This is a genomic window from Streptococcus parasanguinis (assembly GCF_964238605.1).
GTDB lineage: Bacteria > Bacillota > Bacilli > Lactobacillales > Streptococcaceae > Streptococcus > Streptococcus parasanguinis_AJ.
The window spans coordinates 105,134-119,342 of the sequence record NZ_CAXSMM010000001.1 but is presented as its reverse complement, the minus strand read 5'-3'; the positions used below and the strand labels follow the sequence as shown (position 1 = coordinate 119,342).

Annotated in this window: 19 protein-coding genes and 1 riboswitch; of the genes, 1 reads left to right on the top strand and 18 read right to left on the bottom strand. The window is 39.6% G+C overall.

From position 1 onward, the window contains the following. Positions 1-84 precede the first annotated feature (84 nt). On the top strand, positions 85-267 hold the full coding sequence (locus ACESR9_RS00640) for a 4-oxalocrotonate tautomerase (RefSeq protein ID WP_001117401.1): 183 nt from the start codon (positions 85-87) through the stop codon (positions 265-267). A gap of 59 nt (positions 268-326) precedes the next feature. On the opposite strand, the gene ilvD is transcribed toward ACESR9_RS00640, so the two are convergent. From ilvD to ACESR9_RS00550, 18 genes are all read right to left on the bottom strand, one after another. Further along, complete coding sequence (gene ilvD, locus ACESR9_RS00635) at positions 327-2,045, bottom strand: dihydroxy-acid dehydratase (protein WP_373104923.1); 1,719 nt, start codon at positions 2,043-2,045, stop codon at positions 327-329. A gap of 125 nt (positions 2,046-2,170) precedes the next feature. After that, complete coding sequence (locus tag ACESR9_RS00630) at positions 2,171-3,514, bottom strand: MATE family efflux transporter (protein WP_373104922.1); 1,344 nt, start codon at positions 3,512-3,514, stop codon at positions 2,171-2,173. A gap of 110 nt (positions 3,515-3,624) precedes the next feature. Continuing rightward, positions 3,625-4,887 (bottom strand): nucleobase:cation symporter-2 family protein, encoded by a 1,263-nt coding sequence (locus ACESR9_RS00625; RefSeq protein WP_373104920.1) that lies wholly within the window; start codon positions 4,885-4,887, stop codon positions 3,625-3,627. Further along, the gene (locus ACESR9_RS00620; RefSeq protein WP_003001484.1) at positions 4,887-5,468 is read right to left on the bottom strand and encodes a xanthine phosphoribosyltransferase; all 582 of its coding nucleotides are present in this window, start codon (positions 5,466-5,468) and stop codon (positions 4,887-4,889) included. Before ACESR9_RS00620 ends, ACESR9_RS00625 begins: the two co-directional genes overlap by 1 nt. A gap of 91 nt (positions 5,469-5,559) precedes the next feature. Beyond that, a riboswitch (purine riboswitch) is annotated at positions 5,560-5,655 on the bottom strand. Continuing rightward, positions 5,645-6,628 carry a GMP reductase gene (gene guaC, locus ACESR9_RS00615; RefSeq protein ID WP_037599307.1) on the bottom strand — a complete coding sequence of 328 codons (984 nt, stop codon included), beginning with the start codon at positions 6,626-6,628 and terminating at the stop codon, positions 5,645-5,647. (Overlaps the previous riboswitch by 11 nt.) A 182-nt stretch (positions 6,629-6,810) precedes the next feature. Beyond that, the gene (locus tag ACESR9_RS00610) at positions 6,811-7,536 is read right to left on the bottom strand and encodes an alpha/beta fold hydrolase (RefSeq protein WP_070586192.1); all 726 of its coding nucleotides are present in this window, start codon (positions 7,534-7,536) and stop codon (positions 6,811-6,813) included. Between the two features lie 36 nt (positions 7,537-7,572). Further along, positions 7,573-8,145, bottom strand: a complete 573-nt coding sequence (locus ACESR9_RS00605) for a hypothetical protein (RefSeq protein ID WP_343093092.1) — start codon at positions 8,143-8,145, stop codon at positions 7,573-7,575. Between the two features lie 53 nt (positions 8,146-8,198). Continuing rightward, positions 8,199-8,792 (bottom strand): hypothetical protein, encoded by a 594-nt coding sequence (locus tag ACESR9_RS00600; protein WP_343093073.1) that lies wholly within the window; start codon positions 8,790-8,792, stop codon positions 8,199-8,201. 59 nt (positions 8,793-8,851) lie between these two features. Next, on the bottom strand, positions 8,852-9,319 hold the full coding sequence (locus ACESR9_RS00595) for a hypothetical protein (RefSeq protein WP_373104916.1): 468 nt from the start codon (positions 9,317-9,319) through the stop codon (positions 8,852-8,854). Positions 9,320-9,337: 18 nt separating this feature from the next. Next, positions 9,338-9,523, bottom strand: a complete 186-nt coding sequence (locus ACESR9_RS00590; protein WP_343093071.1) for an endonuclease V — start codon at positions 9,521-9,523, stop codon at positions 9,338-9,340. After that, positions 9,456-9,923, bottom strand: coding sequence for an endonuclease V (locus ACESR9_RS00585; RefSeq protein ID WP_343093091.1), 468 nt, complete (start codon positions 9,921-9,923; stop codon positions 9,456-9,458). The genes ACESR9_RS00590 and ACESR9_RS00585 overlap by 68 nt, the downstream gene beginning before the upstream one ends. A gap of 65 nt (positions 9,924-9,988) precedes the next feature. Further along, the gene (locus tag ACESR9_RS00580) at positions 9,989-10,465 is read right to left on the bottom strand and encodes a toxin-antitoxin system YwqK family antitoxin (protein ID WP_373104914.1); all 477 of its coding nucleotides are present in this window, start codon (positions 10,463-10,465) and stop codon (positions 9,989-9,991) included. A 24-nt stretch (positions 10,466-10,489) separates the two neighbouring features. After that, positions 10,490-11,218, bottom strand: a complete 729-nt coding sequence (locus tag ACESR9_RS00575; protein WP_373104912.1) for a PoNe immunity protein domain-containing protein — start codon at positions 11,216-11,218, stop codon at positions 10,490-10,492. 50 nt (positions 11,219-11,268) lie between these two features. Then, the gene (locus tag ACESR9_RS00570) at positions 11,269-11,928 is read right to left on the bottom strand and encodes a DUF6572 domain-containing protein (RefSeq protein ID WP_373104910.1); all 660 of its coding nucleotides are present in this window, start codon (positions 11,926-11,928) and stop codon (positions 11,269-11,271) included. Further along, positions 11,925-12,392, bottom strand: a complete 468-nt coding sequence (locus tag ACESR9_RS00565; protein WP_343093067.1) for a hypothetical protein — start codon at positions 12,390-12,392, stop codon at positions 11,925-11,927. The genes ACESR9_RS00570 and ACESR9_RS00565 overlap by 4 nt, the downstream gene beginning before the upstream one ends. Positions 12,393-12,433: 41 nt before the next feature. Continuing rightward, complete coding sequence (locus ACESR9_RS00560; protein ID WP_343093066.1) at positions 12,434-12,655, bottom strand: hypothetical protein; 222 nt, start codon at positions 12,653-12,655, stop codon at positions 12,434-12,436. Next, on the bottom strand, positions 12,655-13,161 hold the full coding sequence (locus ACESR9_RS00555; protein ID WP_373104908.1) for a hypothetical protein: 507 nt from the start codon (positions 13,159-13,161) through the stop codon (positions 12,655-12,657). Before ACESR9_RS00555 ends, ACESR9_RS00560 begins: the two co-directional genes overlap by 1 nt. Before the next feature lie 159 nt (positions 13,162-13,320). Next, the gene (locus ACESR9_RS00550) at positions 13,321-13,866 is read right to left on the bottom strand and encodes a hypothetical protein (RefSeq protein ID WP_373104906.1); all 546 of its coding nucleotides are present in this window, start codon (positions 13,864-13,866) and stop codon (positions 13,321-13,323) included. Positions 13,867-14,209 lie beyond the last annotated feature (343 nt).

Genomic DNA, 14,209 nt, shown 5'->3' with positions numbered 1-14,209 from the left:
ATTATCATTTTACCATAATTTTGCTAAGCTTTGTATCCCAAAATGTGATAAAATAGTCCTATAAAAAATTTAGGAGGTGGCCATATGCCATTTGTACGAATTGACCTATTTGAAGGACGCACCTTGGAACAAAAGAAAGCCTTGGCCAAGGAAGTAACCGAAGCTGTTGTCCGCAATACTGGTGCTCCTCAGTCAGCTGTTCACGTCATCATTAACGATATGCCTGAAGGAACCTACTTCCCTCAAGGTGAAATGCGCACCAAATAATGGTTCCACTAAAAAAGCCTTTCTTGCTTGTGATATCACATAGCAGGAAAGGTTTTTTCTTATTTTTCTTGGGCTTGACGTTCTGCTTTCCGTTCTTCGAATTCTTCGTCACTCATCAAGGTTCCACCGACGTTGGCTGATTTGGCAAAGGCTGTATAGCGACGCAACCAACCACTGGAGATTTTTGATTTGAAAGGTTTCAAATGTTTGCGACGTTCTGCAAGAGTTGCATCATCGACAAGTAGATCAAGGGTACGATTTGGTAAGTCAATCACGATTTCATCCCCATCTTTGATTAGGGCGATATTACCACCTTCTGCCGCTTCTGGAGAAACATGACCAATAGCAATCCCACGAGTAGCTCCTGAGAAACGACCATCCGTAATCAGTGCCACATCCTTACCAAGACCGCGTCCGACAATCTTAGAGGTTGGCGCTAGCATCTCTGGCATACCAGGTCCACCTTGAGGACCCTCGTAACGAATGACAACGACATGGCCCTTCTTGACAGTTCCATTGTCAATCAACTCAAGGGCTTGATCTTGTGAATCGCAACAAATAGCTTTACCGCGGAAAGTGGTCACAGATGGATCGACCCCACCGACCTTGATAACAGCTCCATCCTGAGCGATATTTCCATAGAGGATCGACAAACCACCTACAGGTGAAATCGGATGCTCGATTGGATGGATAATTTCTTCATTTTTGATTTCAGCACCAGCTACGTTTTCTTTCAAGGTTTTACCAGTAACTGTGATACGATCACCCTTGATGGCACCTTTTTTGATCAACTGATTGATAATGGCTGGAACACCACCAGCTTCGTGCACATCATGCATAGTGTAGACACTTGAAGGTGCAATTTTAGAGAGATAAGGTGTCTTCTTGGCAATTTCGTTGATATCTTTGAGATCATAGTCAATCCCTGCCTCTCGCGCAATCGCAAGCGTATGGAGAACAGTATTGGTTGAACCACCCATGGCCATATCAAGCGCAAAGGCATCATCGATGGCTTCTTTGGTCACAATATCCCGTGGACGGATATCCTTTTTAATATTCTCAACCAATTGTTTGGCTGCTTGGCGAACCAATTCACGGCGTTCATCCGAAACCGCTAGGATGGTACCATTTCCTGGAAGAGCAAGGCCTAATACTTCCATCAAACAGTTCATGGAATTGGCAGTAAACATACCAGAGCAAGAACCACAGGTTGGGCAGGCATTTTTTTCCAAGAAATCCAGCTCATCCATGCTCATATCACCAGCTTGATAAGTACCCACAGCTTCAAACAAACTTGAGAGAGTTGCTTGATGCCCCGTCATGTCAACGCCACCCTTCATGGGTCCACCAGAACAAAATACAGCAGGCACATTGGTCCGCATGGCTGCCAAAATCATTCCGGGTGTAATCTTGTCACAGTTGGGAATATAGAAAACACCATCAAACCAGTGGGCGTTGATGACTGTTTCAGCAGCATCTGCGATCAACTCACGAGATGGCAAACTATAACGCATCCCGATATGGCCCATAGCAATTCCATCATCGACCCCGATGGTATTAAATTCAAAAGGAATCCCACCAGCCTCGCGGATAGCTTCCTTGGCAACATCTGCTAACTCACGCAGGTGAACATGGCCTGGAACGATATCAATATAGGAGTTACAAATGGCAATAAAGGGCTTTTGCATATCCTTTGCTGATTTTACTTGCCCTGTCGCATAGAGGAGACCACGCGCTGGTGCACGGTCGATCCCCATTTTGATCATATCACTTCTCATCTTGTTCTCCTTCTAGTTCTTCATTTCTACCTCCTAATCTTACCACTTTGACATCAATTGTCAAGAACTTTCAGAAAATTTATACTATTTACGTACATAAAAAGCCTGGTCTCCTAGACTTTAGTTTAGTTTGTTTGCTTTTTTTCGATCTGCCAGAGCCGAAGTTGGTAGCAAATACCACTCACGACAAGGCTAGAAATAAGACCGATCCAATAGGCATAGGGACCAAGGTTGGTCACATGATCAAGGAAAATCCCTAAAGGAATAGAAATACACCAATAACTAAAAACTCCTAATAAGAAAGGAACGGTTGTATCCTTATAGCCCCGCAAAATCCCTTGAAGTGGTGCTGCAAAGGTATCAGCTACTTGGAAAAAGAGACTATAGGTCATAAAAATAGCAGTTTGTTGCACAAAGACTGGATCCTTCCCGTATAGCCCCGCCAATTGAAAGCGGAATGTATAAAGAAAAACGAGGGTGACAATGGCAAAGGCAAAGGCTGTCAGCCGTCCCAAACGGCAATATTGTTTGACCACTTCTGGTCTTCCTGCTCCTAGTTCGTAAGACACGATAATAGCCATGGTGCTTGAGATACTAACCGGGAAAGCATACATCAGGGTAGAAAAATTCATGGCCGATTGGTGACTAGCGATGGTGAGTGATGGGAATTTTGCCATTAACAGGCCAACCAGCGAGAAGATGATGACTTCTGCAAAAACAATTCCACCGATTGGAAGCCCAAGGCGCAATACTTCTTTCATCCCTTTAAAATCATAAGGTTGCGGCTTCCACAATTGGAAAGGTGCTACCTTAGGGTGCTTGCACAAGATCAAAACTGCAATAGCCAGCAAGACCCAGTAGGCCAGAGAGGTTCCAAGACCTGCTCCTGCTCCTCCCATCTTAGGAAAGCCAAAAGCCCCATAGATCAAGATATAGTTAAAACAAGCATTCAAAGGCAAGAGCAAGAGCATCAAGTACATCGATAGTCGCGTCATTCCCAACGTATCGAGGAAGGTTCGCACGATACTAAAGAGCAACAAGGGTAAGATCCCTAGAGAAAGGAAATATAAGTAGCGAATGGCTATTTGAGCAACAACATTTTCTAATCCGATCTGCTTGAGAATCATGGGCGCAATCCCCCAGACAAAGCCTATTAAGAGAATGGCCATAGCAAACGACATATAGAGGAATTGGTAAAAATCGCCAGCAATCCGTTCTTTATTTCCCTTGCCTAAATGATGCCCAACAATCGGCGTCAGTGCAGAGACAATCCCGGTCAGGAAAGTAAAAAATGGGTTCCACAGACTGGTAGCTGTAGAAACACCAGCCAAATCAAGGGTCCGGTACTGACCAGTCATGGCTGTATCGACAAAGCTGGCTGAATAATTGGCCAATTGGTAGATTAAAATCGGCAAAAATAAACTCAAAAACAAGCGCAAGCGCTCTTTAAAGTGATAGGTTACATACATGATTCTAACTCTCTTCTCATCAAATAAGATTCTCTCCTCTTCCACTCTACTATATGTTTCCTTAAAAGTCAAAAAAACCGAAGATCCAAGGACCTCCGGTTCATGTGAGATTAGTGTTTATTGCGGTTTAAAATAGCATTGAGAACGATCGCCAAGACACTGGCAACGACAATTCCGTTCGCAAAGAACATTTGGAATCCTGTTGGAAGGCCATTGAAGAGAGTGCTGTTGTTCAAACCAACCCCTGCAGCAATCGATACAGCAGCGATCAAGAAATTGTGCTCATTGTGTTCAAAATCAACACGCGCAAGAATCTGCATCCCTTGAATCGATACAAAACCAAACATGACTAGCATCGCTCCCCCAAGGACTGGGCTTGGAATGATTTGTGCCAAAGCACCAAACTTAGGAAGGAGACCAAGAAGAACAAGGAAACCAGCCGCATAGTAGATTGGAAGACGAGTCTTGATACCAGACAATTTCACCAAGCCAACGTTTTGTGAGAATCCAGTGTAAGGGAAGGTGTTGAAGATACCACCGAGAAGAACGGCCAACCCTTCAGCACGGTAACCATTGCGAAGGCGCGTGCTAGTAATTGGATCTTTGGTAATATCAGAAAGAGCAAGATAGACACCTGTTGATTCAACCATGGAAACCGTCGCGATAATACACATCATGACGATTGAGGTGATTTCAAACTTAGGAGCTCCAAAGAAGAAAGGTGTTGGAACGTGAACGACTGGTGCTTGAGCCACAGGTGTGAAGTCAACCAAGCCCATAGAAGCCGCAATGGCAGTACCTGCGATCAAACCAATCAAAATTGAAATAGATTTAATAAAACCAGTCGTATAGATATTAACAACTAAAATGATGAGAATAGTCACCACAGCCAAGATCAAGCTTTGAACGGTTGGTTTTGGCGCATTATTTCCCATATTTCCAATCGCTACTGGAATCAAAGTCAAACCAATGGTGGTAATAACGGATCCCGTTACAATTGATGGGAAGAGATTGGCAATCTTAGAGAAGAAACCAGAGACAAGGATGACATAAATCCCTGAGACAATCAAGGCACCAAACATAGCACCACTACCATGGCTAGCCCCGATCATGCTGAGAGGCGCTACAGACTGGAAGGCAACCCCAAGGACTACCGGAAGACCGATCCCAAAGTATTTATTGAGCTGCACTTGAAGGAAAGTTGCTACCCCACACATGAAGATATCTGTAGAGATGAGGTAGGTTAGTTGATGAGCATTATAGCCCAAAGCTCCTGCGATCATGATCGGCACCAAAATAGATCCCGAATACATGGCCAAAAGGTGTTGCAAGCCTAGAATGGCCGCCTGTGAATGGCTTTCTTGTTTTTGCATTAGATGTCTGCCTCCTTAAATACAACCTGACCATTTTCAAAACGGTCCAAACGTGCGAGGGATACAACTGGATATCCCAACTCTTCTAACAATCCCCGTCCATCTTGGAAGGATTTTTCAATCACGATCCCAATCGCTTCGACTTGAGCCCCGGCTTGTTCAATGATTTGAATCAAGCCTTTGGCTGCTTGACCATTTGCAAGGAAATCGTCAATGATCAAAACCTTATCTGATGGATCCAAAAATTTACCCGCAATCGAAACGGTGCTGGTGACTTGCTTGGTAAAGGAATAAACCTCAGCCGTCAAGATGCCCTCATTCATCGTGATGTTTTTCGCCTTCTTAGCAAAGATCATGGGAACATCCAAGGCTTCAGCTACATAAAGGGCTGGTGCAATCCCAGATGCTTCAATGGTCACGACTTTGGTCACACCAGCATCTTTAAACCGATCCGCAAAAGTCTGACCAATTTCTTTCATGAGTTTGAAATCCACTTGGTGGGTTAAAAAGGAATCCACCTTGAGGATATTCTCACCTAAAACATTGCCATCTTTTAAGATGCGCTCTTCAAGTAATTTCATACTTCCTCCTACTTTTTTAAAAAATCCTCTACTTCATTCACAAAACACAAAAAGGCCTGCTAAGCAAGCCTTGAAATCTCTCTAGAAAGAGAAATAATCACGACTTACTTATTGTTAGGTGTTCCGGCACCTTGTAGAAACATCACGCCTATTCGTGAAATAAATAAGTAATTCAATTAGTGTGCATCGCCATTCCATATGGAATTCTTAACGATCACATAGTCAACATGTTTCAAATCTGCTAATTTTCGGCCTCCTGCATACGAGATCGAACTTTGCAAATCTTGTTCCATTTCCGTTAAGGTGTCTTGCAAATGACCCTTGGCAGGTAATAAAATCTTCTTACCTTCGACGTTCTTATAAGCGCCTTTTTGGTACTCTGAAGCAGATCCATAGTACTCTTTAAAAGACTCTCCATCAATCTCTACTGTTTTACCAGGACTTTCGATATGTCCTGCAAAGAGAGAACCGATCATGACCATAGACGCCCCGAAACGAATCGATTTGGCAATATCACCATGAGTCCGAATACCACCGTCCGCAATGATTGGCTTACGAGCTGCTTTTGAGCACCAGCGAAGAGCAGCCAATTGCCAACCACCTGTACCAAATCCAGTCTTAACTTTGGTGATACAAACCTTACCAGGGCCGATTCCGACCTTAGTCGCATCAGCTCCCGCATTTTCCAATTCACGAACAGCTTCAGGAGTTCCAACATTTCCAGCAATGACAAAGGTATCTGGCAATTCTTTCTTGATGTGTTGAATCATCCGAATGACACTATCCGCATGACCGTGTGCGATATCAATAGTGATGTACTCAGGCGCATCTGCCTTTAATTGACTCACAAAGTCGTATTCGTATTCCTTAACACCAACCGAAATGGAAGCGATCAAACCTTGATCATGCATGCGTTTGACAAAAGGAATCCGACCTGCTTCATCAAACCGGTGCATGATATAGAAATACCCACCACGCGCCAACTGCTCTGCTACACTCTCATCCAAGATCGTCTGCATATTAGCCGGAACGACTGGAAGCTTGAAGGTATGCTTTCCAAATTGGACGGTTGTATCTGCTTCTGACCGGCTATTGATGATACATTTGTTGGGAATCAACTGAATATCTTCATAGTCGAAAATAGGAAATTCATTTAACATAGATTGAAAAATCTCTTTTCTAAAAACTGACCTACCTATGCGCAAGCGCATCGCTACGTCTCTTGACGTTTCCTTGATAGATTATACCAAAGATACGGACCTAATGCAATGGGAATGATTTTATAGGAAATAACGTTCGGAAATTACAAGACAAAAACCCGTTTCAAAAAGAGAAACAGGTTTTATTTATGAACATTTTGGAGCCAATTGTTCACTTCTCTAGCTACAATTTCAGGCGCCTCTGTATACAGTTCGTGCCCCAAACCATCTAGCAAGACTTGCTCGATCTGGGGATCTAGTTGCTTCAGAGCTTCTTTTCTCCATTCAGGCTCTTCTTGGTATCGAGGCCCGATAAATAGGACAGGCTTGTCTGCAACTGAAATCTGGTTAGCTTTGATCTGACGCCGTAGACGCAATAAGGCCATGACCTTTTCGAGATCCAGATTTAATTCATATTGTTCACTCACTGGATTCCAACGATAGCTAGCCTCTACTGCTTTTCGCGCTATAGGAGTAGGATCTGCTCCATCACCAAGTTCTGATAACACAGCCTCTTCTAAAGTCGCAAAAACTTGCTGCTTCATGAAAGACGCCGTTCCTTCTAGTTCTTCTTCAAGAGGCAGGATCTTTTCCATATCCAGATACCCCCCATCCAGGAGAATCAAAGCCTGAATCTGAGGAAACTCACTAGCCAGATAACGAGCCAAATCTCCACCTAAGGAATGACCCAATAAACAGATTTCTCCCACCTGGCCAACCCGACCTTGGAACCAATCACGAAGATCGTTTTCTGTCTGAATCATTTCCCTATAGGGATCTAGAAAGGTCACAGGAAAGCCTAGCTCATCAATAAGTGGAGCCAGATGGTAGCTATTGCTACCGAGGCCACCAATAAAATAATACTGCATGTGTTTTGTCCTTTCTTTTTCATTCTATTTCATTGGTTAGCGCCATTCCCACTCATTTCCTTTCCTAATTTCTGTATTATAGGCAACTTCTGCTTTTAGACTGCCTTTTTCACTTTTAACCACACCTTTTAGGTGACCAGTATTGACAAGCGCTACAATATTTTCATCCATTGAGGGGTTAATTGTTAATTTAGCTTTTGGAGGTAAGCTTTTGTAATTCGTTATGTCAAGAAATTTACCATCTACATCAATTTCAATCACTTCCTCATCAAAACCATTAAAATCTAACCGTAGATCTCCTAAAAGACCGTAGCTTGCATATCCATGCTTACCAACCTTCTGCCCTAAATAAGCCTTATTCCCATGATTGTCATAAATTACGGTAACGATATTAGCATCGAACATAATCTGCCCATCCCCACCTTGCACAAAAATTGGCGAAAACTCAATTTTACTAACACCAGAGTAATGCTCTTTAATGTAAGTTGCCAGTTGTTCTTCCAACAAACGAAATCCTCGTTTGTAAAGTTTCACTCCTTTGTCGTCTAACACAGTACTCACGTTGTATGGATCTTTCTGCTCTTGCATCTTTTTGTTAAGATACAACATACTTGCAGCAAACAAAATAGCAAGAACTAAGGCAAGCCTAAAGAACTTCTTCTTCATTCTGCTCCTCCTTTATGGAGTTCCGTATTATAAACGATTTCTGCATCAGGACTCCCCTTATCATCCTTAACAACATCTTTTAACTGACCATCTTCAACCAATAATTCAATATTTTCATCTATAAGCTCCTGATTAGTCAGTTTAACTTCATTAGGTAAGTGTTGTTTATTGGAGACATCAATAAATTTCCCATTTGAGTCCATTAATTCTATAGATTCACTTCCATCTCCATAAAAATCAACTATTATATATGAGACGATACCAATTTCACTTGGAATTACATTTTTAACTTTAGTACCAAGAGTGGCTTTATTTCCATGCTTATCATAAATAGTTGGACGAATATAGACACTTGAGAATGTTGACCCTTCCTCAGTAACGTAGATTGGGGAAAATTCAATCTTCTCAATCCCAGTATAGTGTTCTTTGATGTAGGTTCCAATTTGCTCTTCTAGCAAACGAAAGCCATGCTGATAGAGTTTGGTTGTTTTAGGGCCAAGATTTGGTTTTGTTATTTTATGGTAGACAAAGTAACTACCGGATAGGATTAAAATTGAAATAGCAATGATTTTTACCCATTTCCTTCTCATCAGTTGCCCCTCCTTCTATCTACTACTATATTTATCCTCTCTCTGTTCTTCAATTGTAATCAATCTTCGCCATATACATCGGTGCAACTAGTCAACCAGAATTTTTCTTCTTCTGGAATCTTATCCCAAAATGATTTATATTGACCTTTCCATGGTTCTGAAACATATTCTTCAAATGATACGTATTCTGCGTACTGTGAGTACAGTTCCATCTGATCCATATCAATAAACAAGGAAGGTTTAAAATCATAAACTGCGTTCAATCTATCTTCCTGATACGATTTAGCAAATGCTTCTCCTAGCTCATTTCGATCATATTTGTATGCTTCCATATCTTCTAAAAAATATGGCAGTGTTTCATGGGTCAGTTTTGAAGAACGTTTTCGCTCATCATAAAGAGTATCAAGCGAATAGCGTGCTACCTCATAATCAATATACCAGAATTCTAAATCCGAAACATACCAGGTATATTTATTTTCATGTTTAAAAAGAACAACAATATTTTCCCCGTACTTAGGTTCGATCATATTTTCTCCAATCTGATTTCAATTTTTTCTCTTATTTCTTTCCCGATGTGTCATGATATCAGCGAATCGTGTTGTGATTGGCAAACGGCTATCTTTTGTAACAAATTCTAAAACAAATTCCCGAGTCGTTTCCAGATCAATCCAATTTCCACAAGAAATATAGATTGGTTTGACATCTTGATGAGTCCGTAAAACTTGCCCCATAAATTTCACCGTCTTTTACAATATTTGTATAAGCTCCCTCACGATTTTCCGGGTCAGTATATTGTGCCCCGTCAATATGGTAATAGTTTTTAGCGACGCCAATCGTCGGCTTATTTAAGTAGAAAGAAGCGTGTGTCGCTATCCCCATATTGCGCGGATGCAAATATCCATTTCCATCAAACATATACAAATCTGGTATAACACCTAAAAGTTTTACTGCCTCTAAAATCAAAGGTAACTCTCGAAAAGCTAAATAACTAGGAAGATAAGGAACATGGATTTCGTCAGAGTAACTCACTTCCTCCAACACTTCCATAGTTTTACGGTCGATGACAACGATACATGCAACACCATATTCCTTATCTCCTTCTTTCCAATAAGCAAGGTCCACTCCTGCCACATACTGGATATCAGAAGGTATGAAACGATTTGTTAAATCAATCTGAGATCTCAAACGATTTTGTTCTACTTCAAATTCATGTCTCGTTTTGATAAATCAACACCCCACTTCTTTGCTCTCTCAAAATCTGCCTCAGTCGGTTCTAATTTTTCATCGATAATGTGGCCAGCCTCATCGTACTCAATGTAAGTTACCCTTGCCCCTAGAACACAATATGTCTGTGATTTTAATGCGCCGTTTGCATAGTATTTCTTTTGAAGCCCATCAGCTGCACCGCAATCTTGAGGATTGATGCTTTCAATATTTCCATTAGGATAAAACAATACATTCATTCCATGACGGAACCCATCTTTAATATAACCATAATACTCTAATTTACCATCTGGGTATAAATCATAAGCTAAACCTGTAAATGGAATTTCTTCGCCAGATTCATTCTCACAAACAATCTGCTCACAATACCATCCACCCCAATCAAGCTCTTCTTCAAAACAAACACCATTTTGAAGCACTTCTTCTTTTGTTAAAATCTTTTCTTCCATCATTCTTCAACCTTAAAGTTTATTTTATAGCGTTCCTTCCGCAACCAAATCATAAGGAAAATATGAAAGTCCTTCTAATTCCTTATAATCCAAGCCCTTAAGCTTGCAGAGAGCCCCCGACTCAAAGGACCAGTAGCCATAATAATTATCAATGTTGCGCTTATGCAAATCATACCAGCCTTCATCTCTACATCCCTGATACCATTTTTTAGTCAAGTATTCTTTCAAGAGAGATACAGCCTTTTCAGAATTTTCTTCCTCTATAATCTTTCGGGTAAAGCCATAAGGTCTTGGAAAATTATAGTTTATCCGAATTGTCCACTCTGGATGACGAGACTGGATAAGGTAATCGATCAAATAGTCCTCTGGATCATCTTTCCTTACCAAATCTACCAATTTATCAAAAGTCGTTTCATCAACCTCTAACATAATACCAATGGAAAGAGCCCAGAGCATTGCATCATATCCTGAATTACTATACCAAATAGGGAGAAGGCTATCGACATATTTAAGGTACTCTTCTTTGAATCTCTCAATAGAATATCCTGCAGTGTAGGTGGCTATCATATTTTCTTTTTGGCAAACAGAGTTATCAAGCTGTATTGATCTGGTAACTTTTTCTATCGGGCGCTTGTATGGATTGACACCTTGCTTTAATTTTTCCAATTCTTCAGTCCACTCATCTATGGATGATTTATTAATTTGAATTAGTTCATTAATTTTCTCTTCAATAAAAATAGTATCTCTTTTCATCGTCACTCTTTACCTTATACTACAAGAATCATAAATATTGTAAGCCTATTCTATACCGGTAATTCTATCTTCAAACTCATATCTGTGGGTTGCAATACTTTCTGAACCGCTGCAAGAAAGGCCAAACCGTTATCAGATGGAGAGTACTGGAATGTGATATGGATGACTTTTTTGTCAAAATTATCACCATATCGTTCCACATACTGCTTGCTTTCGAGGAAGTGAATGTATTTGTTAATTTTTTCTTGCAGAATTTCCAAATGGACTGCTTCTATCTCTTCCTGCCAGCCAACTGGATCCACTAGAAGAAGCTCTAAATGATTATCAACTATACCAATTGCATCAAGTTCGCTAGGTTCCAGTTCTGAAACAATGGCTTGGGTGACGATTTGGGTAAATTCCTCAGGAGAAAATATTTTTTGGTTATAAGATAAATCATTGAAAATTAAGTCAGGATTATTTTGTATAAAAATTTTATTCGACTCTTCTTGTGTATATTGTTTTTTAGATTTCCAAAAACCATATTGCGCATAAGTCATCAACTCTTTGCCAGCATGTTCTCCCGACATGTAACTATCAGCAGCTTCTTTGGGAATTTCTCTAATCACTTCTGGGCAGGTAATATTAAAAGTTGGATAACGCAAGAAATACTTATCACCATCTTGACAAATTTCCAACATATCTTTTTGACTTACATAAATTGTTTTCATATTTTTCTCCTTCGGTCTACTGGCAAATCCTTTCTCCGACGTAGAATCGTTACTTCACTAATAGGGATTTTTCCTGATGCATACGTAAAATGACCGTACTTATCATCCATCAATGATGCACCATCTGCTATATTGTTTTCATTTAAAAATTCTTTATCAGAAACCAATATTCGCACATAGGAATCAGGTGCTGTAAAATCATCATCTCCACGCTTGTGACCAGCCATTGCAAATTCCTGACCTTTATATAGGACACGATCATAAACCGAATACCTCTGACTAACCTCACTATAAGACAAAAACTTCCCGTATACGCCTTCTCCAGCATCACATACATAGGAACTATAGGGAATGTAGCCTTCTTCCAGCATTGTTGGATCTTTTGATAGAAGAATATATCCATTTATATAATTCACAAAATTAGAATATACTTTGTTTTGATAAACGAGAAATTCTTTACGCATACTATCCCTCCATAAACTGGCATATTAACTACCTTTATCTTCTATTCATCTTGTTTTCTTATTTCGCTTGAAATTTCAAATTCGATCATCCGATCATGATCACTCACGAGAACACCATTGAAAAATAGAACCAGATAAAGCACAATCGGTACAATTAAGAATAGCCTCAATTGGACAAAATAAGCAAATAAGAATATTGGAAAAATGAAGACAAGGAATAACAATCCATAACCCAAGCCTTTTTGAAAAATTCGTTTCTTCATTACCAAAAATCCACTCCTTCTTTCGTTAGTTTTAATGGTTTCAGTGTTTTAACTCTACCAATATACTTTAAATCCGCCTTTTTTCCTTTAAGAAAGGCTTTTAATTTCATTTTTCTAAACACAGCAACAAGCATAAATGAGAAGGTCACCGCAAGAGCCAAAGATAGTAAATGTACCATACCTTGAAAATAGTTTGTCGCTTTAATAGTAGGTCCTAGCCAAAATTGATACGGAGTAAGTAAACGAATAAGTGCAGCTATCACAATAGTTGCTCCAAGGTATGATAGACCTTTCCTACTTCTCACGTTTTGGTTATGTGTATGTTTGATAAATGAATAGTTTGTTTGATAAATGGCAAAGGATTTCTTAGTAGACAGACTCCAATTTCTTTGCACTAAGTATTCTTGAGGTTGGTCTGTCACAATCAAATACCATCCTTTTTGAAACGTCTGGTCATTTAAGGAGATATTGTAGACACGACCTTTAATTTTTTGTTTACGAACCATGAAAACAACCTTTCGATTAGATGAATATTCTTTAATGATAGAGTACATTACCATGAAAGACCAATGCTCTGAATAAAATATTACAAAGATGTTTATTTTCAATAATCTTCTTCATCTTCTCCCCTATTTGATTAGTTTTTCAAACAAAAGCCATCCTTGCTACTTCATGTAATCCGTATTGATATATTTTTCAAAATGAAACCTTTTTGTAAAAAATCCATTCGTATAAAATAGATAAGAAGAAAAAATTACATAGTCCATCACTAGTAACAAGAAGATACTAGGAGTTGAAAGATATAGAAACATTGAGACAGAAAATATAACAATAAATAAAATGGTGAGTAAAACGATGGTTTTGTTATGTTTTTTTACTTGCTGCTGAAATCCTGCGTACTCATCTTTTGTCAATTCAACCTTTTCAAATTCTGTATTCTTATATAGCCGTTTATTAAACACAATCGCAGCAATGATTGAAAGAACAAAGGAAACAAGCAAGAGAACAATACTTAGGACCACGTTAGATTCAACACTTTTAAATAGACCCAATCCTAGAACATGGTAACCAATGATAGATGACAAAAATATTTTGGATGTAGATGCCTTATGAGCAACTGACTTTTTCAAGTCGCCAGTAGATAAATCGATATAAAAGGTATCTTCTTTATAATCTCCTAAACAAAGAAGCGATTTATAGGTATACTTCATTCCTTCTCCTTCTTATCTACAGCCTTTGCATATTGCTCAGTCAGAGCCCCACAAACAAACCGTAAATCTATTACCTACTATCATACCGAAATACAGTTTGAAGTTCAAGTTAGTCACTAGCTAGGGAAATTTGATAAGCAAAAAGAGACCACAGGGTCTCTATCTGAATGAATAAGAAAAAAATCCACTCACTCGTAGGTGAAATGGATTGTTTCTTTATTAACGGTTCAACAAGAAATTGAACAATTTTTCGACAATTTTTACGACCAACCAGCATAAGAATCCGATATAGCTGAAATAGAAAATGAGTGACAAAATCGTAATAATCATGGTTTCCTCCTTC